The 24,667-nt window shown below is 58.3% G+C and carries 21 protein-coding genes; 12 read left to right on the top strand and 9 right to left on the bottom strand.

Annotation, left to right across the window (positions count from 1 at the left end):
* Nucleotides 1–44: 44 nt before the first annotated feature.
* The 9 genes from ACRQEC_RS07375 (at nt 45) to ACRQEC_RS07335 (ending at nt 11,804) form a co-directional block, all read left to right on the top strand.
* Complete coding sequence (locus tag ACRQEC_RS07375) at nt 45–1,313, top strand: AGE family epimerase/isomerase (RefSeq protein WP_284890312.1); 1,269 nt, start codon at nt 45–47, stop codon at nt 1,311–1,313.
* A gap of 162 nt (nt 1,314–1,475) precedes the next feature.
* Nucleotides 1,476–2,660: an ROK family protein gene (locus ACRQEC_RS07370; RefSeq protein WP_016442286.1), complete on the top strand. Its 1,185-nt coding sequence runs from the start codon at nt 1,476–1,478 to the stop codon at nt 2,658–2,660.
* Between the two features lie 157 nt (nt 2,661–2,817).
* Nucleotides 2,818–3,981 (top strand): xylose isomerase, encoded by a 1,164-nt coding sequence (gene xylA / locus ACRQEC_RS07365; protein WP_016442287.1) that lies wholly within the window; start codon nt 2,818–2,820, stop codon nt 3,979–3,981.
* 180 nt (nt 3,982–4,161) lie between these two features.
* A complete protein-coding gene (locus tag ACRQEC_RS07360; RefSeq protein WP_016442288.1) occupies nt 4,162–6,345 on the top strand; it encodes a glycoside hydrolase family 3 protein in 2,184 nt (727 codons plus the stop codon).
* A gap of 1 nt (nt 6,346) precedes the next feature.
* Nucleotides 6,347–7,630, top strand: coding sequence for an MFS transporter (locus ACRQEC_RS07355; RefSeq protein WP_016442289.1), 1,284 nt, complete (start codon nt 6,347–6,349; stop codon nt 7,628–7,630).
* A gap of 227 nt (nt 7,631–7,857) precedes the next feature.
* Nucleotides 7,858–8,580 carry a sugar O-acetyltransferase gene (locus ACRQEC_RS07350; RefSeq protein WP_016442290.1) on the top strand — a complete coding sequence of 241 codons (723 nt, stop codon included), beginning with the start codon at nt 7,858–7,860 and terminating at the stop codon, nt 8,578–8,580.
* A gap of 62 nt (nt 8,581–8,642) precedes the next feature.
* Nucleotides 8,643–10,259 carry a hypothetical protein gene (locus ACRQEC_RS07345; RefSeq protein WP_016442291.1) on the top strand — a complete coding sequence of 539 codons (1,617 nt, stop codon included), beginning with the start codon at nt 8,643–8,645 and terminating at the stop codon, nt 10,257–10,259.
* 49 nt (nt 10,260–10,308) lie between these two features.
* A complete protein-coding gene (locus ACRQEC_RS07340) occupies nt 10,309–10,821 on the top strand; it encodes a hypothetical protein (protein ID WP_155875813.1) in 513 nt (170 codons plus the stop codon).
* Between the two features lie 116 nt (nt 10,822–10,937).
* Entirely contained in the window at nt 10,938–11,804 is an 867-nt protein-coding gene (locus ACRQEC_RS07335) for a Cof-type HAD-IIB family hydrolase (protein ID WP_016442293.1), read from the top strand.
* Between the two features lie 199 nt (nt 11,805–12,003).
* Here the strand turns inward: ACRQEC_RS07335 and ACRQEC_RS07330 are convergent, their stop codons facing one another.
* Genes ACRQEC_RS07330 through ACRQEC_RS07320 form a run of 3 tightly spaced genes read right to left on the bottom strand, consistent with a single transcriptional unit; the run spans nt 12,004 to nt 16,372 of the window.
* Nucleotides 12,004–13,992 (bottom strand): YjhG/YagF family D-xylonate dehydratase, encoded by a 1,989-nt coding sequence (locus ACRQEC_RS07330; protein WP_016442294.1) that lies wholly within the window; start codon nt 13,990–13,992, stop codon nt 12,004–12,006.
* 22 nt (nt 13,993–14,014) lie between these two features.
* Nucleotides 14,015–14,944 carry a dihydrodipicolinate synthase family protein gene (locus tag ACRQEC_RS07325; protein WP_016442295.1) on the bottom strand — a complete coding sequence of 310 codons (930 nt, stop codon included), beginning with the start codon at nt 14,942–14,944 and terminating at the stop codon, nt 14,015–14,017.
* Nucleotides 14,945–14,962: 18 nt separating this feature from the next.
* Nucleotides 14,963–16,372, bottom strand: a complete 1,410-nt coding sequence (locus ACRQEC_RS07320; RefSeq protein WP_016442296.1) for a GntP family permease — start codon at nt 16,370–16,372, stop codon at nt 14,963–14,965.
* A 136-nt stretch (nt 16,373–16,508) separates the two neighbouring features.
* Here ACRQEC_RS07320 and ACRQEC_RS07315 point away from each other — a divergent pair, with 136 nt between their 5' ends.
* Nucleotides 16,509–17,288 (top strand): IclR family transcriptional regulator, encoded by a 780-nt coding sequence (locus tag ACRQEC_RS07315; RefSeq protein ID WP_016442297.1) that lies wholly within the window; start codon nt 16,509–16,511, stop codon nt 17,286–17,288.
* Between the two features lie 213 nt (nt 17,289–17,501).
* Here the strand turns inward: ACRQEC_RS07315 and ACRQEC_RS07310 are convergent, their stop codons facing one another.
* The 3 genes from ACRQEC_RS07310 to ACRQEC_RS07300 form a co-directional block, all read right to left on the bottom strand.
* A complete protein-coding gene (locus ACRQEC_RS07310) occupies nt 17,502–17,852 on the bottom strand; it encodes a HepT-like ribonuclease domain-containing protein (RefSeq protein ID WP_016442298.1) in 351 nt (116 codons plus the stop codon).
* On the bottom strand, nt 17,836–18,177 hold the full coding sequence (locus ACRQEC_RS07305) for a nucleotidyltransferase family protein (protein ID WP_016442299.1): 342 nt from the start codon (nt 18,175–18,177) through the stop codon (nt 17,836–17,838). Before ACRQEC_RS07305 ends, ACRQEC_RS07310 begins: the two co-directional genes overlap by 17 nt.
* A 311-nt stretch (nt 18,178–18,488) precedes the next feature.
* Nucleotides 18,489–19,604: a sugar porter family MFS transporter gene (locus ACRQEC_RS07300; protein WP_435730288.1), complete on the bottom strand. Its 1,116-nt coding sequence runs from the start codon at nt 19,602–19,604 to the stop codon at nt 18,489–18,491.
* A 46-nt stretch (nt 19,605–19,650) separates the two neighbouring features.
* Here ACRQEC_RS07300 and ACRQEC_RS07295 point away from each other — a divergent pair, with 46 nt between their 5' ends.
* Complete coding sequence (locus tag ACRQEC_RS07295; protein ID WP_394533086.1) at nt 19,651–21,075, top strand: IS3 family transposase; 1,425 nt, start codon at nt 19,651–19,653, stop codon at nt 21,073–21,075.
* Here ACRQEC_RS07295 and ACRQEC_RS07290 read toward each other — a convergent pair.
* Both ACRQEC_RS07290 and ACRQEC_RS07285 read right to left on the bottom strand, forming a co-directional pair.
* A complete protein-coding gene (locus ACRQEC_RS07290; protein ID WP_435730267.1) occupies nt 21,032–21,382 on the bottom strand; it encodes an MFS transporter in 351 nt (116 codons plus the stop codon). The two genes, ACRQEC_RS07295 and ACRQEC_RS07290, sit on opposite strands and share 44 nt — an antisense overlap.
* Nucleotides 21,375–23,111, bottom strand: coding sequence for an alpha/beta hydrolase (locus ACRQEC_RS07285; protein WP_016442301.1), 1,737 nt, complete (start codon nt 23,109–23,111; stop codon nt 21,375–21,377). Before ACRQEC_RS07285 ends, ACRQEC_RS07290 begins: the two co-directional genes overlap by 8 nt.
* Nucleotides 23,112–23,248: 137 nt before the next feature.
* Here ACRQEC_RS07285 and ACRQEC_RS07280 point away from each other — a divergent pair, with 137 nt between their 5' ends.
* Nucleotides 23,249–23,923 (top strand): GntR family transcriptional regulator, encoded by a 675-nt coding sequence (locus ACRQEC_RS07280; RefSeq protein ID WP_016442302.1) that lies wholly within the window; start codon nt 23,249–23,251, stop codon nt 23,921–23,923.
* Here the strand turns inward: ACRQEC_RS07280 and ACRQEC_RS07275 are convergent.
* Complete coding sequence (locus tag ACRQEC_RS07275) at nt 23,920–24,585, bottom strand: winged helix-turn-helix domain-containing protein (protein WP_016442303.1); 666 nt, start codon at nt 24,583–24,585, stop codon at nt 23,920–23,922. The two genes, ACRQEC_RS07280 and ACRQEC_RS07275, sit on opposite strands and share 4 nt — an antisense overlap.
* Nucleotides 24,586–24,667 lie beyond the last annotated feature (82 nt).

Genomic DNA, 24,667 nt, shown 5'->3' with positions numbered 1-24,667 from the left:
ACAATAGAGGGGTCAATGTCGTTAGGGACAAGGAAGTCGACACGATGCCTGTTTTCTCATCGCAGTTAAATTCGTCTGAAACTCCAGCGTTTTCTGATGTAACCCACCAGGAGTACCTTTTATGTGAGCGCGAGAGGCTTTTGGATCATTTCCAGCCGCGGGTGTGGCAGTCATCGGATCTGGGGTTCGCTTATCTGGATCGAGATGGCAACCCTATGCCTGAACGGGGTGCTGAACTGTATCTCGGGGCGCGAATGATCCACTGTTTTGCGGTCGCCGCAATGCTCGGTCGGCAAGGCGCGGAAAAACTGGCTGAACAAGGCGTGCGTTTTTACTTAGATGGGCCGGGCAAAGATAGCGAATATGGTGGGTGGTATGCCACCGTGGGAGGTAATACCCCATCGGATCGGAAAGAGCTATACGGTCAAGCCCATATTATGCTTGCTGCCGCCTCGGCAACTCTTGCGGGCATCCCCGGTGCGGTAAAACTACTCGAAGAATCCATCGACTTAATCGATACGAAATACTGGCTTGATGACGAGGGACGCTGCGTCGAAGCCTATGATCGGACATTTACAGACCTTGACGCCTATCGGGGCCAAAATGCAAATATGCATCTGACTGAAGCTTTTCTAGCTGCATATGAGGCTACAAACGATAAGGAATTCCTCAAACGTGCTAGTCGTATTGCAGAGAATACGGTGGGGCAGGCCGTATCTAGCGAACAAGGAAGTTGGCGCATCCCGGAGCACTTCGATGAAGAATGGCATCCGTTGCGTGACTACAACCGTGACGATCCGCGACATGCGTTCCGTCCTTACGGATCGCAACCTGGACACTGGCTGGAGTGGGCGAAACTGCTTATGCAAATTCGTGGTGCAGGAATTGAGCAGGATTGGATGCTCCCAGCGGCGAAAAACCTTGTGAAGGGAGCATTCGAAGACGGGTGGACCCGAGAGGGGGGATTTGTTTACACCGTTGATTGGGATGGATCGCCTGTGGTTACGGAAAAATTCTGGTGGCCACCCGCCGAAGGAGCTGGCGCTACTCGCTTCCTGTACGAGGAGAACCCGGATGCTGGACTATCTAAGCTGTACGAACGTATTTGGCGTTGGATTGATTCGGCAATTGTAGACAGGTCCGGTGGCGGGTGGTTCCATGAAGTTGACAGGAGCAATACCCCTGTAACCTACACGTGGCCAGGGCAACCAGACCTCTATCATGCTTATCAAGCAACCCTTTACCCTTTCATGTCGTCGAAACAAGGAATTGCCTCATGGGCTTGCAGTTGCCGTGACAATAATAAAAGGTGATTGTTGTATTGCTGTGAAACGCGAAAGGAGACCGAGCCGTACGAAGAATGGTTCGGATGCGGTAGAAGCTCGGCTACTCGCTAGGAATGGGGTGATCGTAAAAAACCGCCAGGCGGTTTATGCTGTCTAGTAGTTTGTCAAAACGACACGGGAGGGTAGCTGATGGGGAAAAGTGGTAAAACGCCCACCTCGCTCCGTATGGATAACACTAAACTTGTCCTAAAGACGATCCTCTCCAGTAAAGTCCCCCCATCCCGTGCCGATGTTTCAGCTTCCACCGGTCTAACTCGCGCCACGGTCTCGCGCTTGGTGGATTCACTTCTTGACTACGGCATTATTAGCGAACTGCCACCGGTGAAATCCGCAATCGGGCGTCCCGCATCCCCTCTTGTTCCCCGTACCGCGCGGCATGCTGTCGTTGGTTGTGAAGTCAATGTGGCTTATTTGTCTGTCGCTGTGATGGACCTTTCCGGAAAACTCCTCTACTCGCAAATCAAAAAAATGAGTACACGTCACTTAGGTCCAAGTGGCGCATTGAAAGAGCTCGAGAAGATTTACGGGCAATGGAAGCGACCCAAAGCTGTCAAAGTTCTCGGCGCCGGGCTTTGTGTTCCGGGCTTGATTGCCGATGATGGTGCAACGGTATTGACTGCCCCAAACCTAGGCTGGACGGGCGTTCAGATGAAAGAATTATCCTTTGCCCAGCCAAGATGTTTTGAGGGATTCCGCCTTTTTAACGAGGCTGATGCTGCGGGATACTCTGTTCTCCACACAGCTCCCGGAAAAGTGTCAAACTATAGGGATTTCCTTTATGTTTCCGGTGAGGTTGGTGTTGGTGCTGCGGTGTATGAAAAAGGCCGGCGTCTGGGTGGCTCTCATGGTTGGGCTGGAGAGTTTGGACATGTTTGTGTCGACCGATCAGGACCGAAATGCAACTGCGGTTCTAATGGTTGTTTAGAACAGTATGTTGGCGAATCGGGATTAGTGCGAAATGCAGGTCTTCCTGAAGGTACCGAACTGTCGAAGCTAATTGAGCTTTTCCGAGAGGGGAGTGAAACTGCTCGGGATGCGATGGACGCCGGAGCTCTCGCCCTAGGGCTAGCGCTCGCGAATACGCTAAATCTTCTTGATCTGGACACGGTTTTCTTTGGCGGTACTTTCGTAGATTTATATCCATGTTTCGAGACGATTCTTAAAGCTGAATTGAAGTACCGTGTGCTTTCGTCGCATTGGAAAGATATTGAACTCATCGTGAATCGAAAGGGTGAGATATCGGCGGCAATAGGCGCTTGTCTATGGATTTTTAATGATTTGATAGAGGACCTGAGTGGTTTCCCTGGCGTCTAACCACATAAGCCTTATGTGAATCGCCTCACAATAAGCTTGGCTTAGGCTTTGTTTTGAGCCGAATCAAAATGCCTTGATTTTCGCCCCCTTGACGCACCGTTTTCGCCCCCTTAGTTTAGAGGTAGAACAAAGGAGTTCGGCTACGCAAGGAGGAATAATGAGAAAGCCTACAAAAGAAGATAAGTTCTCCTTCGGTCTGTGGACCGTGGGGTGGACCGGAACCGATCCCTTCGGCGGGGATTCCCGCCCGGCCCTCGATCCGTGGGTCTATACGGAAAAGCTTGCCGAGCTGGGCGCCTGGGGCATCACCTTCCATGACAATGACGTTTTCGCTTTTGACGCCAGCGACGCTGAGCGTGCCGAGCGGGTGGGCAAGGTCAAGGAAGCTGCCGATGCCAATGGCCTGACCATTGAAATGGTCACCACGAACACCTTCTCCCATCCCATCTTCAAGGACGGCGGCTTCACCAATAACGATCGTTCGATCCGGCGCTTCGGGCTCCAGAAGATCCTGCGCAACGTGGATCTGGCCGCGGAAGTTGGCGCCACCACTTTCGTAATGTGGGGCGGGCGTGAAGGGACCGAATACGATTCCTCCAAGGATCTCAATGCCGCTTTCGAACGCTACAAGGAAGGCCTGGATACGGTAGCTGGCTACATTAAGGAGAAGGGCTACGATCTCAAGATCGGCCTGGAACCCAAGCCGAACGAACCGCGCGGTGATATTTTCCTGCCCACCATCGGCCATGCCCTCGGCATTATTGCGGAGCTGGATAATGGCGATATCGTCGGCCTCAACCCGGAAACCGGGCATGAGCAGATGGCCGGCCTCAATTACACCCACGGGCTGGCGCAGGCGCTCAACGCCGGCAAGCTTTTCCATATCGACCTCAACGGCCAGGCCGGACCCCGCTATGACCAGGACAAATGCTTCGGTCATGGCGATCTAGCCTCCGCCTTCTTCACGGTGGATCTGCTGGTCAACGGCTTCTCCAATGGCGGCCCGCGCTACGAAGGCCCCATCCACTTCGATTACAAGCCCTCGCGCACCGAAGGTCTGGAAGGCGTGTGGGAATCCGCGGCCGCGAATATGGAAATGTACCTCATGCTCGCGGAGAAGGCGAAGGCCTTCCGCGCCGACCCGCGCACCCAGGAAATCATGGAAGCTGCCTCGGTTCCCGAACTGGCCGAACCGACCGTGGCGGAAGGCGAGAGCCTGGATGATGTGCGGGCGGAGAAGTTCGACGTCGCAGCCCTGGCCGCGCGCGAATACCACTACGTTGAGCTCTACCAGCAGGCCATGCGCCACCTTATTGGCTAATCGCCGGTGTCCGCAGTCGAAGAAAGGAGGTTCCTGTTTTGAAGTACTGCGGAACCGGCCTTGTACGGAAACCCTCGCGAGGACGCGAGAGCGACACGGGCCCTTGTTGGCCACTAATTAGAAGACATAAATGGATAACAAGAAATACCTAATCGTCCAATTCACAAAGGAGTGAGAATCGTGAAGGCTAAGCAATTTAGCGATTATGTATCCGACGTAAAGAATGGTGGGTCCGCAAACGCGGTCGCGCATGATATTTACGATGCACTAACGGAAGATGAACGTATTGCCTTACTGCAGGGCAGTGTGCCGTTCTGGCGGGGTATCGATGCGATGATGGGGCCCGATGTTGGCTACAACGCGCAACCATTTGTTATGGGTGCCGTAGAGAGGATCGGATTCCCGGGTATCCGGTTCATCGATGGTCCGCGTGGATGCGCTGTTGGAACTGCCACGGCCTTCCCAGTTTCGATGGCTCGCGGAGCTACTTGGGATACTAACTTGGAAGAACGAGTTGGTGAAGCCATCGGAGAAGAGGTTCGAGCCAATAGTGGAAACTTCTTTGGTGGAGTGTGTGTCAATCTTCCACGGAACCCGGCCTGGGGGCGCGCCCAAGAAACCTATTCGGAAGAACCGGTGATCCTCGGCAATATGGGCTCAGCGTTTGCCAAGGGTATCCAGAAGAATGCGATGGCTTGTGTTAAGCACTATGCGTTGAATTCCATGGAAAATGCGCGCTTCTCTGTAGACGTAACGTGTTCTGATAAGGATCTACATAAGCATTATCTGCCGCACTTCCGAAAGATTATCAAATCCGGGGTTGCGTCAGTTATGTCCTGCTACAACTCTGTAAACGGCGAATGGGGTGGTCAGAATCGGAAGATGCTTACCGAAATCCTCCGTGATATCTGGGGCTTTGAAGGTTTTGTTATCACCGATTTTGTATGGGGCATGCGCGATCCGGCGAAGGCTTTGGAGGCAGGACTTGATATTGAAGCTCCCTTTGCGCAACAGCGTAAAGACGGGATGCTTGAGCGGATTGCAAATGGCGAAACAAGCTGGGAAGCGGTAAAGCGTGCTGGAATTCGGATTATTCGTACTGTTCTGAAGCACTACGCAAAGCTAGGTGAGGTGCCTTCAAAGGAGGTTATTGCGTCCCCCGAACACGCAAAACTGGCTTTTGATGCGGCCGTACAGTCGATGACTTTGTTGAAAAATGATTCGATTGATGGTGTGCGGTTGCTGCCGGTATCGCGGGACTTCTCGGGCACTATCTTGGTTGTTGGAAGGCTTGCAGATCTTGCCAACACTGGTGATAACGGCTCCTCGAAGGTGGATGCTCCGTACGTGGTCACACCCTATGAGGGTATTAAAAGGAGTTTCCCCGCTGCAAATGTTGTATTGGCTGACGTGGACTCTGACGAGTTCGACTCTCAGGTTAGGGCCGCTGATTTAGTAATCGCGGTTGTTGGGTATACAGCGCTAGAAGAGGGCGAGTTTGTTGATGGTACCGTGATGCAGCGTGATGACCTTCTTAAGCTGTATCCCAAACCTGTGACGGAAGAAGAGAAGCGTATTGCGGAAGCTTTCGCCAAGAGTGGTGCTGAAGGCCAATCTGTTGTTGGCGGCGCGACTGCTGGTGGTGATCGCGTTAGCCTTGCGCTTCCGGAGGGAGATACCGACCTTATTCGCAGGGTCGTGGATCTGAACGAAAAGGTTGTAGTCTCCGTGGTGACGGCGGGCGCCGTTATTATGACCGATTGGATTGATTCAGTTCCGGCTGTCATGCTCGCGTGGTATTCGGGACAAGAAGGCGGTAACGCGCTGGGTGCTGTACTCTCTGGTGAGCGCGCTCCGGGTGGACGTCTTCCCTATGTAATGCCGAAGAAGCAGGAGCATACTGCGCCTCTTGATATTAACGCCACAGCGATTACTTATGACGATAAGTTCGGGTCGAGGCTCCTAGATGAGATAGGTGAGGAACCGCTCTTCCCACTCGGATGGGGCCTAACGTACACCACTTTCTCGTTGAGCGATTTCGAGCTTGTTAGCGCAAGCGAAACTACGGGTAAGGTTCGTGTAACTATCGGTAACGATGGGTACCGACTAGCTCATGGAGTAGTCCAGATTTACGGTTCTGTTTCCGGTGGTGTGCGCGAGTTGCTGGGATTCACTTCAGTATTGCTGGCGCCCGGTGAATCGGTGACAACGACGATAGATATCGATCTGTGGCCACTGTGTGAGTGGAACGAACAGTCAGCGGAGTTCGACCCACTCCCAACCGGGGTAGTACTTGAGGCTGCGCAATATCGCGGTGCCCCAGACGCTTTGGCTCTCTCCGTCGAGATTCCCGAAAGGAACTGAAATGGAGCGGAAAGAGAATCGTGCGGATCCTGTCGCAGTATCAGAGCACGCAAAAGATCCCTTTAGCGGGCAAACCAAGCCGCCTTACCGAGTAGGTGTTGGCGTCACAATTGGTGCGCTCCTCTGGATCGTGCCGTACTTGGGGATCAATGCTCTTTTACTTCCTGCCAAGGTTGTCGAGATTGCACCTGATCAAAAGGAAGTGGTTGTTGCGACCCTCGCAACATTTGCGATGGTGACGGCAACTCTCGCCAATATCATTATCGGGGCTTTTTCTGACTTGACTAGATCAAGGTTCGGTAAACGAACGCCTTGGTTGTGGGTGGGGTCAATCGGTACTGCCGCGGCGACAATGCTCGTGTATTACTCGCCGTCAGTACCACTTCTGATTCTCAATTGGTGTGTCTATCAGGTCTTCTTGAATTCGCTTGTCGCGCCGCTGCTAGCAACAATTGCTGATCGGGTTGCTCCTAAATTCCGCGGAACAATTTCAGCAATGTATGCCATAGGTTTTACGGTGGGCATGGCTTCGGGTCAGCTCATTGGAGCGCAGTTCCTTAAGGATCTGCGAATGGGATACATCGTCATGGCCGTTCTAGTGTTCTGTGCGGCACCGATCTCAGCAACGATTATTCGGGAGCCGTCTAGCGCAAGTATGCCGAAGAAGAACTTCAATAAGGAGACTTTCCTTACGAATTTCATGTTTCCGACCAAACATTGTCGGGATTTCTACCTGGCACTGTTTGGGCGCCTGTTTATCTTGGCAGCTGGATTCGCGATTACGGGTTATCAGCTGTATATCTTCACCGATTACATTGGTGCGGACGACAGTACAACACAATCGACTATCACGATCATGTCTCTATGTCTGATGGTGGTGGGTGTAATCGTTGCGGCCATTATTGGTCCGCTCTCCGACAAGCTTGCTGTCCGGAAGATGCCCGTAATTGTGTCGGCATTCCTAATTGCTATCGGTTTAGTTTTCCCATGGATTTTCCCATATCCGTGGGCAATGATTGCCTACGCAATTGTCGGAGCTGGTATCGGTAACGGCGCGTTCAATGCCGTTGATCAGGCGCTGAATTTGGAAGTCCTTCCGAACCCAGAGACTGCCGCGAAGGATCTAGGAATTCTGAATCTCGCGCAAAGCGGATCGCAGATTATCGGCCCACTGATTGCCTCTGCTGTCATCGGTATCGCTGGCTACCATGCGATTTTCCCGGCGAGTATTGTTCTCGCGCTGGTGGGATGCGTAGCTATTGCCATGATCAAGTCCACCAAGTAAGGAGGCTCGTTGAGGTAAGCCCACTACGTGATGCCATCGGACTGCTCACGCTGAGCGTAAAACAGCGTGCCAAGGCTAATGGGCTTGGCTATGCAGGCTGGGGTTACCAATCTCCGGAATTGCACTCCTCCGGGGTCGTGCGGGGCGGGTAGGTCACTACTCGCCCCACACGGGCGTCGTCGTACTACTTTTCCGTCTTTCCCGCGCATCAAACTTAAGGAAGAAAAATGCCCGAAACACCCCGCAACCCGCGCCATATTGCCCGCCCGCAGGTCTCCGAGCTGCCCGAACGTTCCCGCTGCCCGCTTCCGGGCGAAGAAACAGACGTGCAATGGCGGCGCATGGTGGAAGGTCGGCTCTACCGCTGGGGGCCGACGCAAGCCCGGGTGCGCGAACGCGCCATCGCGTTGCTGGAAGAATTCAATGCCGAGGCTGCCTGGGGCAGTGCCCGAGCAACCGAAATCCTGGGCGAGCTCCTCGGCGGCTTCGGGGCCGGAGCGCAGATCGTGCGCCCCTTCACGTGCGATTACGGAGTGAATATCAGCCTGGGGGAGGGGTCTTTCATTAATACCGGCGCGGTGATTTTGGACCTGTGCCCGGTGCGCATCGGCGCCGGGGTGCTCATCGCCCCGCACGTGACCATCTCCTGCGCCTCGCATCCCATCGACCCAGCTCTGCGCGCCACCCGCCTCGAATACGGCCGCCCCATCACCATCGAAAATAACGTCTGGATCGGCATGGGCGCCTCCATCGCCGGCGGCGTGACCATCGGCGAAAATTCCGTGGTGGGCGCCGGTGCCGTGGTGCTGCGCGACGTCCCGCCGGGGAGCGTCGTCGGCGGGGTTCCGGCCCGCGTGCTCCGTTCTATTAATTCCGACGACGCCGCCTTCGCGGCAGTCCTCCTCGCCGACTATCAATCGGAAGTAGGTGAGGAGCCGCTTTCGGGGTAGGCGGGGATGCGCGGGCGGCGCATAATCGCTACCCTGGAAAGGCGCCGAAGGAAGGAAGTTTTGTGCCGCATCGTCACCGTCGACCCAGCACCGCCACCACGCCATTCACGGATTCGCACACTGCCCGCCGCGCGCACCCGGCCGCGTTTGGCCTGCTCACCGTGCTGGCCCTTGTGCTAGCTCTCAGCCTCAGTTCTTGTAGCGGCGAGCCGAGCGTCGAGGAGCGCGGGCCTATTGCTGTGCATCGCGCCCCGACTGCGGACCTGGTACTTCCCGCCACGGACGCGGAAGGTGCCATCGCCGCTTCCGCCGCGCTTTTTGCCAGTGCTCAGCTTGCGGTGCTGAGCGGCCCGGGCTCCGTGGAACAGGCCGGCGAGCTAGCCGAATCGCTGGGCGTACCGGTTTTCCCGGTGGGAAACGCGGAGACTCAGCCCGAAGCCTCGACTGCTGGGAGCACCCTCGCCGCGGAATTTGAGCGGCTCGGCGTGCAGCATACCCTCCTGGTGGGTACCCCGAAGCCGGCCTGGTTGAATGGCGAAGCCGAAGAGTACCAGCCCGCGGAGAGTCGGGAATCCGCGCCGCCCGCTGAATCTGCCCAGCCCGATGGCACCGCGCAGCCTTCCGGTTCCGCACATCCCGCACCGTCCGATTTCCACTACCTGCCGGCCACCACCGCGTCATTCCCTGTCGTGACCGACGGCGCTAATCCTGCGACCCTGGCCACGGTGCGCGCGGCAGGGGGCGCCGTCGTCGAATCAAGTCCTGATCCGCGCGCAAGCAGTGCAACTATCCAGGCGCTCGCGGGAGGTGAGGCGGCGGTGGCCAGCTTCGGCGTCGACCTTCCGAATCTTTCCTGGCAGTTGGCCGCGGCGCGCACCGGAACGGAACTGCCCGGCGGCGGGCAGCTGGTGCTGGACGGTAAGCGCTACGTGGCGCTCTACGGTTCGCCGGTCACGGCCGCGCTCGGGGTGCTCGGCGAGCAGGGCGTGGAGGAAACCGCGGCGCGGGCCGATATGCATGCCCAGCCTTATCGCGCGCTCACGGAGGATACGGTGATCCCCGCGATGGAGCTCATCGTGACGGTGGCGGCCGGGCAGGCCGGTGACGATGGCAATTTCTCACACGAATGGGATCCGGATATTTTCATCCCCTATATTGAGGCGGCGGCGCGCCACGGGCAGTATGTGGTTCTCGATTTCCAGCCCGGGCGTTCCAGCTTCCCCGAGCAGGTCAAACGCTATGAGAAGCTGTTGCGCTACCCGAATGTGGGCATCGCGCTGGATCCGGAATGGCGCCTGGGCCCGGATGATTTTCCGCTGGAGCGCATCGGCCACGTGGAGATCGCCGAGGTCAATGAGACGGTGAGGTGGCTCGCCGATTTTGTGCGGGAGAATCAGCTGCCGCAGAAAGTCGTGATCCTGCACCAGTTCCAGGTGCAGATGCTGCGCGACGTCGATCAGCTCGACCAGTCCCGCGCCGAAGTCGCGCTGGTGATCCACGCCGACGGCCAGGGCAGCCAGGCCGCCAAGCAGGACACCTGGCGCACCTTGCACAGCCACGCGCCCGCGGGTGTGGCATGGGGCTGGAAGAACTTCTACGATGAGGACAAACCTATGCTCACGCCGGAGGAAACCTACACCCAGGTGGAGCCGACCCCGGCTTTTGTGAGCTACCAGTAGGCGCGGGCGGATTCGCGCGGGGCACGGACCCAGAAACGAAAGGTGTGACATGCGGAGCACGAAACTAATGGCTTGGGCCGCGGGAGCGGTGGCCGCGCTCTGCGGCGTGGCGGGTCTGGGTGGATGCAGTGGTGGTACGACGCCGCAGCCACCGGCCACGCACCTCCCCGGCGCGCCCGGGGATACCGCTCAGTTCCCGTCTGAGGCTATCGCGCACGGCACCGGAGAAGTGAAGGTGCGCGGCGGGGTTATTATTTCGGGTGGCGTGGCCACCATGTGCGATGTGTTCCTGGAGAGCTCCCCGCCCCAATGCGGGGGGGCGCGGGTGACTATCGCCGGCCTGGAAAGCTATTCGCCCCAGGAGCTGGGCTTGGAAACTGTGGACCCGGCGGTGGTGACCCGGCCGGGTGAAACTCCCAAGCCGGCCAGCCCCGATCCGGCCTGGGGTGAGCTGGCCCTGACGATTGATATCACGGAGGTGGCCGCGGATGGTCAGTCAGCCACCGCGCAGCTGGTGGAAATTTACGGGAAGGACGGGAAGGAAACGATTAGTCACCGGTAGCTGCGCCGGGTGCGCCGCGGACTGCGGGTGCGTTCGGGCAGGTCGGTTGCCCGGTGCAAGGGCCGCGGGCGGCGCAGCCCCTCCCGGAGCGCGCGCGAGTAGCGTACCGTGGAGATATGGCTATTCATCTGGACCTGGAAGCTGAGCTTCCCGCAGACCTTCTCACCGTTGACGCGCTGGCCCTCGATTTGGACGGCACCCTGGCGCGCAATGACAAACACGTTTCCGATGCCACGATCGCCGCGCTGGCCCGGCTGCATGCCACCGGTGTCGCTATTATCGTGGCGACCGGCCGGGTATACCCGGCTACCGTGGGAATTTACGAGCGTGCCAATATTGACGGACCGCTTATCGCGGCCAGCGGCGCGATGGCGGTAGCCTCTGTGCGAGATTATGCGCATGGTGTGGCGGGTGCGGCGTCGTACGAACCCATGGACGACGCACTCTACGCACGCATCCTCGACTTTTGCCGCAAGCACAACCTCCAGCTGGTTATTTTCGGGCGCGACCATCTTTTCGCCAAGGAAGACGGCGAAGCGGTGCGGGTGCTTGCCGAGCGCAACGAAGGCGAGCAGCCCATCGTGGCGGACCTGGAGGAACTGCCGCGCGAGGACCGCCTCAAGGCGGCGCTTTTCGCCAGTGATGCCGAATACGAGCGTATCCGCGCCGATCTTGCGGCGGAATTCCCCAATGCGGCGCGTTCCTATGATGGCACCATCGAGGTGACCAGCCCGGCTACCGATAAATGGGTGGCGCTGCGCACTATCCTCGAAGGGCTCGGCGTTCCGGTTGCTCGCACCGCCGGCATCGGCGATTCCGCCAATGACCTGCCCTGGCTGCGCGAAGTGGGCGTGGCGATTTGCCCGTCCAATTCTGTGGCGGCGGTCAAGGATATTTCGGCTTATGAGATCGGTTCCAATGACGAGGATGCCGTGGCCGCGCTGTGCAACCGGATCGCGGAAGCTAGGGAGGCGCACTCATAGGCATGCGGGTCGCGTTGATAAAGCGCACGAGGCGTGCTGAGTAGCGAGCTTACCGGGCGCCCGAAGGCGCTAATAAAACGCTAATAAAAGTGCGGGCGGCTTGATGAGTGCGATCAAGCCGCCCGCGGCGTGTCAGCTCGGTGCTGACGGGTCATGGAGATGTAGCTCCGATTGAGGAACTAGACAAGATTTATTACGTTTATTGGGCCCAGGGCACCCCCGCCTCCTTGAGTGCCGCACGTCCGGCCTGCAGGGTTTCAACGATACGGTCGACGTCGTAGACGCAACCGCGCCAAATCCCACCCGAGGCATCCTGGAGTGCTGCCCAGAGTCGGGTGTCATCAGGGAGATCCTCGTCCGGAGCCAGGTCCGGGTTCGAGGGCCGCTCGGCAAGAATCGTGGCACCCTCCGCCCAGCTAACCTCCGCCCCGGGCCGCCCAATGAAGTTGAGCGAACCTTCCAGGTTGACGGTATCCACCACAATCTCGATGAGATCGCCTTCCTGGAGCTTGCCGATGGGGCCACCGGCCAAGGCCTCCGGGCCCACGTGCCCGAAGCAGGCACCGGTGGATACCCCGGAGAAACGCGCGTCCGTAATGAGGGAAACATGCTTGCCGTAAGGGAGCTTCTTCAGTGCGGAGGTGAGCTGGTAGGTTTCCTCCATCCCCGTACCCGAGGGGCCGATGCCCGCAATGACCATGACATCGCCGGCCTGGATCTTGCCGTCCTTGAGTGCGGCCATAGCGTCCTTTTCGTGCACGAAAATGCGAGCCGGTCCGGTCTGGCGGAATACTCCATCCTCGCCCACCACGCTCGGATCAATGGCTGTGGATTTTACAACCGACCCTTCCGGCGCAATATTGCCCTTCGGGAAAGTGACAGTGGAGGTTAGGCCGTTACGGTGGGCCTTCTCCGGATCCATAATCACGTCGTCCTTGGGGATCTTATTGACGCGCAGCAGGCGCTCCTGCACGCGGGCGCGCCGGTCGGAATTCTCCCACCACTCGAGGTTCTCCCCTACGGTTTTCCCTGTTACGGTCAGAGCATCCAGATGGAGCAATCCCAGATCACGCAGGTGCAGCATCGTTTCCGGAACTCCGCCGGCCAGGTAAGCCACCCCGGTGGGGAAATGTACCGGGCCAATAGGCATCACGGATACCAGGCGCGGAACCTTCTTATTAATGCGCTCCCAATCATCAACCGTGGGTACCTTGCAGCCGGCCTCGTAAGCGATAGCCGTGAGGTGGAGCAGCAGATTGGTAGACCCGCCGAAAGCGGCGTGTAGCACCATGGCATTTTCAATGGACTTATCAGTGATGACATCCCGGGTGGTAATGCCATCACGCTTCAAACCGAGTAGCGCCCGGGCCGAAGCAGTACCCAGGTTCTTCCAAATATCTTCACCCGAAGGGCAGAGCGCAGAATGCGGGAGGGCGAGCCCGAGGGCTTCACCCACCACCTGTGACGTGGCTGCGGTACCGAGGAACTGGCAACCGCCACCGCCCGAAGCGCAAGCCCGGCAGCCTTCGATCATGGCTTCTTCCAGGGTCATCTCCCCGGCGGCAAAGCGAATACCCACGGTCTGAACTGTCCCCAGATCCTCGTGGTCATAAGCCTTGAGGGTGGCACCTCCCGGAACCAGGATGGTCGGGGTGTCATGCTGGGAAACGAGGGCCATCATGAGAGCCGGCAGGCCCTTGTCGCATGAGGCCACGCCCAGCACCGCGGTGCGGGTGGGGAGCGATCTGATCTGGCGGCGGAAGACCATTGCGGCGTCGTTCCGATACGGAAGTGAGTCAAACATTCCGGTGGTGCCCTGGGAACGCCCATCACACGGATCGGACACAAAAGTAGCGTACGGAATATGATCAAGGCGCTTGAACTCCTTGGCCGCTTCGTCCAGCAGCATGCCGAGCTCGAAATGCCCGGTGTGCAGGCCGAGAGCCGTGGGATTGCCGTCCGCATCGCGCAGGCCGCCGAGGGTGGAAATCATCATGATGTCGTCATTGGCGAGATCATCGGCTTCCCAGCCCATGCCGCGGCCCTGCGTCATCGAGAAAATATATCCCGAGGGCGCATTGCGTAAGAAATCTTCGGTGAGCGGGAGCTTGCCGCTGGGGCCCTCCGCGTGCGTGCGAGTTTCGTAAAATTCTGGTGGCTGTTCCTCGTAAATATCTTCGAGGCGCATAGTTGTCTCCTCTGCTGTGTTTCTAGCGGTCGGTGGGCGGGAGGTCAGCTGCGGCGATCAGGTCATCGGCGCGGGCAAGCAGCTCCGTGACTGCTTCCTTTTCCGCCGCGGTCAATCCGGTCGGGGTGGCACGGCACGCGGTGGAAAGGGCGACGCCGCGCTGGTGGATCGCTTCCTTGATGACGGGCACGAAAACCGGGGCGATAGTGTAAATATTCGCCAGGTGGTTCATGAGCTCCTGCATGCGCTCCAGTGTGGCCGCATTCCCTTCGCGCGCCGCGCGTACCCAGGCAGCTGTCACCTCCGGGTACACATTCGCCAGGCCGGAAATAGCTCCGTTTCCACCGCTGAGCAGCGTGTAGTAGAAGTTCTCATCGAAACCGGCCAGGAAGCGGAAATCGGGATGCCGCGGGCGTACCGCCTGGATCAGCGCGCGGGTATGGGACAGCTCCGTGACAGTGTCCTTAATCCCGATGATATTCGGGAACTCATCCACCAGGCGCCGCAGCAGTTCCGGGCCAATATCGTTCCCGGTTCGAGCCGGGAAATTGTAGAGCAGAATCTTCCCGTCAATTGCCTGCGCGCAAGCCGCGTAATAATCAAAGAGCGCTTCCTCACCCAGGGTGAAGTAGTACGGGGTAATAAGGGCGACGACGTCCGCTCCCGCTTCCAGCGCCGCGTTGGAAAGCTTGATGGTTTCCGGAAGGGAGTTCATCCCGGTGCCGGCCAGCAACTCCACCCGGCCATTAATGTGCTGCGCGGCAAGCTTGATCAGCTCAAGTTTCTGCTCATAAGCGAGGGCGAAGAACTCTCCGATGGAGCCGGCCACAAGAATGCCATCAACGCCGCCCGTGATGAGTCGGTCCCACAGCTGCCGGTTGGTTGCGGCGTCGATATCGAGGTTGTTATCGAAAGCCGTGACCGTGGGGCAAATGAATTGCGGGTTTTCCATGGTGGGGGAGCTCCTTTCCTAGACAAAGAGGTGAATGATCTCAACCATGACAATTCCGACGATGGAAATAATCGTGGTGAGGGCGGACCAGGTCTTGAAGGTTTGGCCGACCGTCATACCGAAGTATTCCTTGACCAGCCAGAAGCCCGCGTCATTCACATGGGACATGAAGAGGGAACCGGCGCCGATGGCAAGGACCATGAGGGCCAGGGAAATGGGTTCCATGCCTTCGGCCAGGTGTGCCACCAGGCCGGCCGCGGTAATCGTGGCAACGGTGGCGGAGCCGGTAGCCAGGCGGATGAAGACCGCCACGAGCCAGGCAGCCAGGAGCGGGGAAAGCGGCAGGCCGGAGAGCCAGTTGCCGATCACATCCGCGATACCCGAATCGACGAGGGTCTGCTTGAAACCGCCACCGGCACCCACGATGAGGAGAATGCCGGCGATGGGCGGGAGCGAGGAGCCGATAATATCGGAGACTCCTTGCAGGCCGCGCCCGCCGCGCATCCCCAGCGCGAAAGCACCGTAAATCACGGAGGAGAGCAGTGCGACAACCGGTTCTCCCAGGAAGAGCAGCGCCGTGGTGAGAACGGGAACGTTCAGTGATGTCATTTCGACGACGGAGCGCAGCATCATGAGGATAACCGGCAGCAGCACGATCATGATGGACGCGAAGAAGCCGGGGCGGTGTTCGGCCGGGACCGGTTCATCGGTGGAAATGAGTTCCTTGGGCTGCAGATCGGGGATAGCGCGGGCCATCATGGGCGCCACGAGCGGTCCGCCGATAATAACCGCCGGGATGGCGATAATGAGGCCGATGCCCAGGGTGAGGCCGAGGTTCGCGCCCAGTGCGTCAATGGCGATAAGCGGGCCGGGGTGCGGGGGAACGAAGCCGTGCAGGCAGACCAGGCCGGCCAGGGCGGGCACGCCAATGAGCAACACGTTAACATGGGACTTGCGGGCGACCATGAGGACGACCGGAATAAGCAGAACCACGCCGACCTCGAAGAAGAGCGGGATTCCGATAATGAACGCAATCAGTGCCATAGCCCAGGGGAGCTTCGAGGTGCTGGTGCGCCCGATGATGGAATCGACGATGGTATCCGCGCCTCCGGATTTGATGAGGAGTGCGCCAATCATGGAGCCGAGCACGATGAGAACACCAACGGAGCCGACGGTGCTGCCCAAGCCCTTGGTGAAGGAATCGAAAACGTCGAGGAGGGGAACGCCGGCCACAAGAGCCATGACCACCGATCCGAACATGAGGGAAAGGAAGGGGTGGATCTTGCAAACGGTGATAAGAACAACGATGGTGGCAATGCCCAGGAGGGCCGCGGCCACAAGAATGCCAGGGTGAGCGGAGGCGGTTTCCGCCTCCATGGGGAAGACCGCTGGTAATGTTCCTAGCGGCATAGCAAGAAGGGATGCCATGATGACCTCTCAAATCTACACAAGCGACGATGCCGGATTGCGTGGTGTTCCAAGCCGAAATGCCGTCGCTTTCCGCGGCGTGCCCCGCACTGGGCGGTTCCGATAAATGGAACGCAATTCGATAAGTGGAACAGTTATGAGTTTAGCCGATAGGGGCGATATGGGTGAGCAAAGCAAGAAATTGGTGGGTTCTGACCGAGTTCTCGCCATTTTGGTGGCTTTGGGGGAGCGGGTGCGCGGGGCTTCGCTCGAGGAGCTCGCGCGGGCGGTAGACTCCCCAAAACCCACTGTTCATCGGGGTTTGGCAGCTTTGCGGCGGGCGGGATTGGCCGATCAGCGCCCCGATGGGACGTACGTCCTTGGAGATAATTATGTGCGCCTAGCGTTACGTAATCTCGAAGCGTGGAGTAATGATGAGCGGGTTGGCCCCGTTTTGGAGCGACTGGTGGAACGCTTCGGGGAGACTGCCCACTATGCCACTCTGGAAGCGGACCGCGTTATCTACCGGGCGAAAAAGGATCCCATCCTCGGGCCCGTGAAACTGACATCGCGCATCGGTGGAGAAAATCCCATCCATTCCACGGCGGTGGGGAAGCTTCTTTTTGCCTACCGGGTACGAAGTCTGGAGGATGTGCGTGAGTTGGAGAAGCGTGTGGGATTCCCGGCCCGCACCGAATACACGGTGACCGACCCGGAAGAACTGTATCGGGAACTCCTCCAAATTAGGGAGCAGGGCTACGCGGTGGATCGTCAGGAAAACGAGACCGGTATTAACTGCCTGGCTGTTCCGTACTTTTTCTCCTCAACCGCGGTTCCGGACGGGGCAATCTCGGTCAGCGCGCTGACCTATCGGACTCCGCTCGCGGATCTGGAAGCACATGTGGAGGAAATCCGCGCGATTGTGGGGTTGTCATAAAAGCGGTCTTGGACATAGGTCCAGACCGGCCTAGATTCTAGTTTGAAGTGCAATAGCGGGAGTATGCTGGGTTAGCGGCGTGATCTTCCTGATGTCTTCTTTTCGAACTATTGGAAAAATTCCAATAGTTGCCCTTCGGTGTCCATAGCCTTTGTTGTGACTACTTGCTGGAAGAGCAAGGTCCCGCTGTTTCCTATGCTTCCTGCGGGCAACTTACTCTTCGATTCGAGCAAGTATGGCGGTGATTAAGGGGAGTGTGTCGTTTGCTAGGGTTTTCCAGAGCATCTGTTCATCAATATCAAGGTATCCGTGCGCAAGTCGGTTACGCATCCCACGTACCTGTCCTAAAGGCAAATCAGACCATGAAATTGTCAGTTCTTTGGGAAGGTCCTCAATCATAGCGTGAAGTCGAATTACAACTTGACAGGATGCAAGGTACAGCAGTTCTGACTCAGCTGAACGTGCAAGGAAAGTATCTCTTCCGTGGCTAACGATGTATGCGACTGTATCTGCCAATTCGTTGAGAGCTTCGGCCACGATGCGCGGATCAGTAGGGGGAGCCATGCTTGATCTCTATAGCCTGGGAGCGTGCATGATCTGCAGCGTAGCCCCTCGAACGAATCGACATGACATCGACTGGAGTTTCGAGTAGCTCGCTCAGCTTCATTTCTATTGTTACAAGGTCAAAGTAGCTAGCATCGGGCAAAAATTCGACCAGGAGGTCATAGTCCGATTCGGTGGTTGCCTCACCGCGAGCAACTGAACCGAAAACCCAGAACCGCCCGGTGCCTTTATGAAGTTTAATGACATCGCGAATTTCCTCCTCAGCGGACTGAAGCCGCTGGAGTGATGGAACTTGCGTTGAACTAGGCAAAGCGGTGATAGCCATATATTCATTGTACTTCTGTATCTGTAGACGTACAGTCCATTCGCCGTTCACTGATAAGTGTTCTGGGCGGAGAGATAGGTTCTATGAATCTGAGTCATAGTCTGAACTGCGTTGAGAAGAGCTGCGCGTTCCAATCGAACTATCCGGATATTCCGGATAGTTGCCGGGCGTCTTGGCTCGATGTGCACCGGCCTCCCGCTTCGCCCGAGGAAAACTAACGGCGGCGATAGTGAACCTAGAGGATTCACCATCGCCGCCGTCTGGATTACCCGGTGCTCGGAAGGCGCCGCAGCACAGCCGCAGCAGCCTAGCTACCGCGTACTAAATTCCATCTCCTCGAGTTCGCGGCCCTTCGTCTCCGGGATATAGCGCACTACCAGCCAGATGAGCAGTGCGCCCACCACCGCGTAGGAGAAGTAGGTACCGGCCAGGCCGAGATGCTGCGCGAATACCGGGAAGAGCAGCGTCACTAGGGTTCCGCCAATCCAGTTGCCCGCCGTTGCCAAACCAAGTCCTGCGGTGCGGATGAGGTTCGGGAAAATCTCCCCGAGGAATACCCACAGCACCACGCCCCAGGTACCGCAGAAAATGATGTAAACGAGGTGTACGCTCACCAGCGCAATAGCCGCCCACGCTCCGGGAAGTTCGAGCGCACCGCTGGCGTCGACCGTGCCCTGCATGAAAGCGATGGCCGAAGTGATCATCGTGATGAACATGCCGATAGCACCCCACAGGAGCAGTGGCCGGCGCCCCACGCGGTCAATCAAGAGCATACCCACCACGGTCATGCCGATACCGATCATTGAAGTGACAACGGGGATGAAGACCGCGAGGTTTCCGGTGTAGCCCACCGTCTCCCACAGCTGAGTTGCATACAGCAAAATGTTATTAATACCGGCCATTTGGATAAGGAAGGCGAAGGCGAGTGCCACCCACACCACCGGGTGCAGGAAGTACTTGCTATTGCGCAGATCGCGCAGCCGCGGTTGGTGCCCGCGTAGGCTCCGCTTGATTTCTTCGACGCGTTCGGCCGGATTCGCATCCGCTCCGGTAGAGGTCAGAATAGCAACAGCTTCCGTCTCACGCCCCACGGAAACTAGGTAACGCGGCGATTCGGGCAGGCGTAGCGCCAACAATCCGTAAATCAGTGCAGGCACCAATTCGCTCATGAACATCCAGCGCCAGGTTTCTAGCCCGAACCACAGAATGTCGTCCGCGGAGCCGGCAATTTTCACGAGGATGAAATTGGAGATAAAGGCCCCGAAAATACCAATGCCGATGGCCAGCTGTTGCAGGGTTCCGAGCCGCCCGCGTTTATCCGCGGGTGCGATCTCTGCGATATAGGCGGGAGCGACGACGGCGCTAATGCCCACGCCCAGCCCGCCAAGCAGTCGCCAGCCCACCAACTGCCAAGCGCTAAAGGACAGTCGGGGGTGCGGACGGTTTCCTAGAGATTTTTAAGGAGAACGTTCAATGAGTAAGCGTACGTATACGAGCGAGCAGATCCGTAAAGCCCTCACCACCTACCAACGCACGCAATCGGTAACCGCCACGGTCCGTAAACTCGGCTACCCCGGACGAGACACGCTCTACAAATGGATCAGGAATAACAACGAGAAACCAGACCAGAGAAAACCAAAGAAACACGCCCCTAACCAGAAAATACCGGCGGACGTGAAAGTGGCTGCCTGCAAGCGATTCCGCAGCGGGGAAAACTCTTACGCCATCGCCCAGGATCTGGGAATCGTGAACTGCACAAACATCTATGCTTGGGTTAAAAAGTGGGATGCGGAAGGCAGTCTAGGACTCATGAACGAGAAAGAACGCGACCAGATCAAAGCGAAAACCCTCCACCAGTTGGAAGCCCAACTACCCCAAGACCCGCAAGAATTACGTGCTCTAGCAGCCGAACTCATCGTGCGTGAACGCGTCTTGAAAGCCCAGCTCGAGCTAGCAAAAAAAGAAGAAGCCCGCGTAAGCGGGCCTAGTGAAACGGTAGAGAAAACACAGGTAGCTAACCAGCTACGCTCTACCACACCCCTGGCGGCGGTCTTAGACGTCCTGGGCTTGCCGGCAAGCTCGTACTATTACACCGCTAAACGCCTAGAGCGGCCTGACAAGCATGCTCGCTTGCGTGAGTTGATCGCCCAGATCGCGCGTGAGGGCTTGTATACGTATGGGTATCGGCGTATCCATTTAGCGCTTAGAAAGCTTGGGTATGTGGTCTCGGAGAAAATCATCCAGCGCTTGATGCACGAAGAGGAAATCCCGGTCAGGTATGCCAAAGCACGCCGGAAGTACTCCAGTTACGGCGGGGAGATCAGCCCCGCGCCGGAAAACCTGGTCAAGCGTGACTTCCACGCTGATGAGCCAGGACGGCTTTGGCTCACCGATATCAGCGAGTTCCACGCAGCTAACGGCAAGGTTTATCTTTCCCCGATTATTGACTGTTATGACGGGAAAGTCGTGGCCTATACGAGGGGATTACACCCAACCTCAGTGTTGGCTGATTCCTCCCTTGAAAACGCACTGGCAACCCTCCCGCACCAGCGCCTAAGCCAGCTACAAGCCGGCGAACCTGAGCACCCACTCGTGATTCATTCGGATCGGGGAGTCCACTACCGGTCTGTGTCCTGGATTGAGCTTACGCGGCGTTACGGGTTGACGCGGTCGATGTCGAAGAAGGGGTGTAGTCCGGATAACTCGGCTTGTGAGGGATTTTTCGGGCGGATGAAAACCGAGATCTATCACGGGAAGAAGTGGGCTACAACTGATGAGTTATGCGAGGCGATAGACGAGTATATGCTCTTCTATAACCAGAAACGTATTACCTTGAAGTTCGATGGTTTAACAATTATGGAACAGCGTCAAGCGGTTTTAAGCAATAATGTCCAATAAACAGTCCGCAGCCCCGTCCGGACATAAGAGCTGAAATAGCCAGCAGGATAGCGGCTGTAACCATGACCTTAATGCGGCCGTATTTATTGGAGAATTGCCCGGCGAACCAGGCCCCGATGGCTGCGCCGAGGCTCACCACCGATACCACCACTCCCGTCATGAGGGAGCTGAGGTCGAACCCGGTCACGTTCCCTGATACCGACCCAATCGCGCCGTTAATGACGGCGACGTCGAAGCCAAAGAGGAAACCTCCGAGCGCGGCGGCGATGGCTACCTGAAGGAGCCGCGAAGAAGTCGCCTTACTCATTGTTCTGCCTTTCTTTTGTGGAGGTGGGAAGCGGCCCGGCGAAAGCGGCCGCCATAAAACTGCTTATATTCGCACGGACTTTCGCCCAGGCATCGGTGCCAGGGGCGCTGAGCATGCCGTGGAACGTCCCTGGATACATATGCAGCTCCACGGCTGCTCCGGCGTCCATAAGATCGCGCGCCCAGTCCAGGCCCTCGTCGCGCAGCGGGTCCACCGGATTGACTACAAGCAACATGGGCAAGCCGGAATATGGTCCGCTACCTGCGGAAATCGGCTCGGCGCGATACCCGGAATCGCCGACGTACGCGTTCCACGCCGCGGCCGCTGCCTCCCGCGTCCACACCGGCCCGTCGCGATAGGTTCGGTAGGAAAGCGTATCGAGGCGCGGGCTCACGCACGGTTCTAGGGCGACGACGCCGCACAAGCCCGCCAGTTCCTCCGGCTGCGCGAAGCGCAGCACCTGATCGGCCAAGCCGGCCCCGGCCGAATCGCCGAAAATCAGCACGGGTGCACTCGGGAAAACGCGCGTAATATAAGCGAGCGCAGCCCGGCAATCTTCCACCGCCGCTGGGAAAGGATGCTCGGGAGCCAGTCGGTAATCGGGAACTACCACGGTGGCCTCGGCCAGCTGCGCAATCTCCGCGTTGCGGGCGTCATCGTAGCGGGCGCGGCCCGCCACGTAACCACCGCCGTGCAAGGACAGGACCACGCGGGGCTGCGTCGTCGTGCTATCGGGGTGGAAAATACGCAACTCGAGGCCGTTTTCCGTAACGACCTCGCGGCGAATTCCCGCGGGTAGTTCCGGCTCTGCTCCCAGTAGCGCCTCGCCCTCCGCGCGCATTGCCGCGGTATCCCAGGTGGTCTGCTCGGGGACGCCCGCGAGCAGCGGCGTGAGCTGCGGATCCAAGTACGGTTGCGGGCGCACCTGCGCTTTTGCGCACTCGGCGAGGAAGGGGTCCACGGCGGCGTAGAACGCGCTGTCCTGGTCGCGGCGCACCGTATGTGTGGACTGCGGGATAAGTACTCCGCGCAGTTGCGGGTTGCGGTGTTCGGCCAGGGCTTCGATGCCGGCGGCTCCGAAAAGCACGTCATCGCCGTCGCCGGTAACAAGGAGGGTTGGCATATGCAGCTGGCCGAGCACCTCACGGCCGGGGCGACCCACCACGCCGGTGGCAATGAAATCGAGATCAACCTCGGTTTTACCCTGCGCCCAGCCGGCATATTCGGAGGGTGTCCAGGTGGTGTAGGACTCGCGCAGCGAAGCGATGGCCTCGGGGAGGTATTCGCGCACCCGCTGCTGAGTTTTGCCCAGGCTTTCCGCGGCCTCGCGGTAGGTCTGTACCTGCTCCGGGGTGAGGAGTGCTGGATCTTCGAGCACTAGCCCCGCGATGAGGGCGGGATGCGCGGCGGCAATATGCGCGGCAACTGCACCGCCGAGGGAATGCCCCATGAGGAGAATCTGGCGCGAGGGCGTACTGGCCGCGGCCCGCACCACCACATCGGTTGCGCTGGCAACCAGGGCGGAAAAGGGATCGGCCAGGTCATCCTTGGCGAAACGGGCCGAGAGTCCGTGGCCGAGGAGATCGCAGAGCACTACTCGGTAGTCCCGCCCGTAATGCGCGGCGAGGCTGTGTAGCGAGGCGGCGCAATCGGTCACCCCGTGAAAAGCGACGATAGTGCCCTCGATGGGAGCCCCAGAAACTGAATACGATAACGCGGAATGCCTCATTGCGCTCCTTTGCTAGAAGATGCCCGCACGGCCGGGTGAGGTGCCCGAACCGAATAACCCTAGGGTAATAAACATCACCCTAGGCCGTCTAGGGTGCGGCTGCCTTTCGCGATGAGATCTAGGTAATAATAAAGAGCATGAAGCCGAAATACGCAGCCGTGTACGAAAGTCTCCTCGCGACCATCGAGAAGCTGCAACCCGGTGCGAAACTCGATAGTGAATTGGAACTATCGCGCAAAATGGACGTGGCGCCTATGACGGTACGCCGCGCCCTGACACTGCTCGCGCAGGAGGGGCGCACTGTTGGCATTCCGGGGAAGGGGACCTTCGTGGCGGTGCCACGCCCGGAGCGGGGCAGGGAACCGCTGCCCAGCCTCGAGGAACACCTGCGCACCAGTCTTGACACGGAGCTTATTGGCTGCGCTTTGCAACGTGCTAACTCTGCCCAACGTGAAGCTTTCGGCTTGGATTCTGGAGAATTTGTGTATCTCGTCCGACAGTTGCGTACCGGGTCTGGTGTGCGCGGCGTCGAAGAAACCCACATCGATGCCAAGCATTTTCCCGATTTACTTTCTGAGGATCTCAGTCGTCCGGTGCGCGATTGTCTCGAAAATGCTTATGGATACCGTTTGGTAACAACACAGCTCACACTCGCGCACGGCACCGCCAGTGTGGACGATGCTGAAGTGCTCGATGTGGAACCGGGGAGTGGGGTGCTCTGCGTCTCCTGGCAGAGTGGGGATGAAAGTGGTAGGCCGCTGTTGTGTACTCGTGGGATTTTCGCGGGTGAGTTGCGGCTTGAGGTTCGTTAAGAATTCTTGTGGGGGCTGCGCGGAATAATGGCCTGCAGGGTCACGAAAGGTGTGGCATTATCCGTGGCGTTTTCCGTGGCGGCGCCTTCTTGATGGGCCGCCGCGGCCGCCTCGTTATCCACTCGATATTCTTCCACGAGCTCGTACATTTTCTTGGAAAGATCGGCAGCTTGCTTGCGAGTGAGAAGGACTTCCGCCGGGTGCAAACTGGTGAACAGTGGCCGTTCCTCCGGGTGATCGGTGCGAGCAGTCATCGCCGCCAGCCACAGCGAGGTGGCCCATTCCAGAATCGCGGTGCCAGCCGCGGTCACGCTTTTGGAATATTCGGGATTGGGCAGGCTGGAATCGGTGGCCATGCGCGGGGATGTGAGCGTCCACACTCGATCCCGCTTATCGCGCGCCCGGGTGGGATCCTCGCGAATCAGGCCGCCGCGAGCCAGAATCCGCAGGTGGTAGCTCATGGAATTAGCGGGTAGGTCCAGTTCTTCGGCCAGGTCGGCGGCGCGAGCGTGGCCTAGGCGGCTCAGGGTGTGAAGTAAACTTAAACGAACCGGGTGAGAAAGCGCCCGCAGCTGTTCGCGGTTGAGGCGAGCTGCCGTTTCTGTAGTGGTGGTCCCCGGCGCGGTCCTGCTCGATTCGGGGGTGCCGTCAGATGAAGCCATGGGTTCATTGTAGCTGGAGTGCCCAATCCTCTCATATTCGCAACAAATATTGCGCAATATATGTTGCGTAATTATAGTGGGA

Origin of the sequence: Actinotignum saccati (assembly GCF_051265055.1) — a bacterium.
Taxonomy (GTDB): domain Bacteria; phylum Actinomycetota; class Actinomycetes; order Actinomycetales; family Actinomycetaceae; genus Actinotignum.
Note: the sequence above shows the minus strand (reverse complement) of the source record. Positions and strands in the feature narration are given on the sequence as shown.

What these genes read in the sequence shown, in the direction of transcription:
- ACRQEC_RS07375 (WP_284890312.1), top strand. Translation starts at nt 45, where the DNA reads ATGCCTGTTTTCTCATCGCAGTTAAATTCGTCTGAAACTCCAGCGTTT.
- ACRQEC_RS07370 (WP_016442286.1), top strand. Translation starts at nt 1,476, where the DNA reads ATGGGGAAAAGTGGTAAAACGCCCACCTCGCTCCGTATGGATAACACT.
- xylA (WP_016442287.1), top strand. Translation starts at nt 2,818, where the DNA reads ATGAGAAAGCCTACAAAAGAAGATAAGTTCTCCTTCGGTCTGTGGACC.
- ACRQEC_RS07355 (WP_016442289.1), top strand. Translation starts at nt 6,347, where the DNA reads ATGGAGCGGAAAGAGAATCGTGCGGATCCTGTCGCAGTATCAGAGCAC.
- ACRQEC_RS07350 (WP_016442290.1), top strand. Translation starts at nt 7,858, where the DNA reads ATGCCCGAAACACCCCGCAACCCGCGCCATATTGCCCGCCCGCAGGTC.
- ACRQEC_RS07340 (WP_155875813.1), top strand. Translation starts at nt 10,309, where the DNA reads ATGCGGAGCACGAAACTAATGGCTTGGGCCGCGGGAGCGGTGGCCGCG.
- ACRQEC_RS07335 (WP_016442293.1), top strand. Translation starts at nt 10,938, where the DNA reads ATGGCTATTCATCTGGACCTGGAAGCTGAGCTTCCCGCAGACCTTCTC.
- ACRQEC_RS07330 (WP_016442294.1), bottom strand. Translation starts at nt 13,992, where the DNA reads ATGCGCCTCGAAGATATTTACGAGGAACAGCCACCAGAATTTTACGAA.
- ACRQEC_RS07325 (WP_016442295.1), bottom strand. Translation starts at nt 14,944, where the DNA reads ATGGAAAACCCGCAATTCATTTGCCCCACGGTCACGGCTTTCGATAAC.
- ACRQEC_RS07320 (WP_016442296.1), bottom strand. Translation starts at nt 16,372, where the DNA reads ATGGCATCCCTTCTTGCTATGCCGCTAGGAACATTACCAGCGGTCTTC.
- ACRQEC_RS07315 (WP_016442297.1), top strand. Translation starts at nt 16,509, where the DNA reads ATGAGTTTAGCCGATAGGGGCGATATGGGTGAGCAAAGCAAGAAATTG.
- ACRQEC_RS07310 (WP_016442298.1), bottom strand. Translation starts at nt 17,852, where the DNA reads ATGGCTCCCCCTACTGATCCGCGCATCGTGGCCGAAGCTCTCAACGAA.
- ACRQEC_RS07305 (WP_016442299.1), bottom strand. Translation starts at nt 18,177, where the DNA reads ATGGCTATCACCGCTTTGCCTAGTTCAACGCAAGTTCCATCACTCCAG.
- ACRQEC_RS07295 (WP_394533086.1), top strand. Translation starts at nt 19,651, where the DNA reads ATGAGTAAGCGTACGTATACGAGCGAGCAGATCCGTAAAGCCCTCACC.
- ACRQEC_RS07290 (WP_435730267.1), bottom strand. Translation starts at nt 21,382, where the DNA reads ATGAGTAAGGCGACTTCTTCGCGGCTCCTTCAGGTAGCCATCGCCGCC.
- ACRQEC_RS07285 (WP_016442301.1), bottom strand. Translation starts at nt 23,111, where the DNA reads ATGAGGCATTCCGCGTTATCGTATTCAGTTTCTGGGGCTCCCATCGAG.
- ACRQEC_RS07280 (WP_016442302.1), top strand. Translation starts at nt 23,249, where the DNA reads ATGAAGCCGAAATACGCAGCCGTGTACGAAAGTCTCCTCGCGACCATC.
- ACRQEC_RS07275 (WP_016442303.1), bottom strand. Translation starts at nt 24,585, where the DNA reads ATGGCTTCATCTGACGGCACCCCCGAATCGAGCAGGACCGCGCCGGGG.